Source organism: Mesorhizobium sp. M7A.F.Ca.MR.148.00.0.0, from assembly GCF_003997735.1.
Taxonomy (GTDB): Bacteria; Pseudomonadota; Alphaproteobacteria; order Rhizobiales; family Rhizobiaceae; genus Mesorhizobium.
In genome coordinates, this window is sequence record NZ_RZTB01000648.1 from 1 (window position 1) to 247 (window position 247).

Below are 247 nucleotides of genomic sequence, written 5' to 3' on the forward strand. Positions count from 1 at the left end.
GATCGGCGGTCGCTTCACCGATCCGCCGGCGCGCTACATGGCCGCCCACCTCGCCGTCATCCAGCCGGATGTCTTTCACCTCGCCGGGCAGGAGAGCATGTGGCGCGACCGGCTGATCGACATGGGCAAGCGCGACGTGCTGGTGATCTTCGACATCAGGCGCTACCAGGACAGCCTCGTCCGCTTCGCCGAGAAGGCGCATCAGCGTGGCGTCCAGATCGTGCTGTTCACCGACCAGTGGCTGTCG

At 66.4% G+C, this 247-nt stretch carries 1 protein-coding gene; it reads left to right on the forward strand.

Going from position 1 to position 247, the window contains the following annotated elements:
- On the forward strand, positions 1-247 hold a 247-nt coding region (locus tag EOB49_RS35670), incomplete at both ends, for an SIS domain-containing protein (RefSeq protein WP_164782020.1).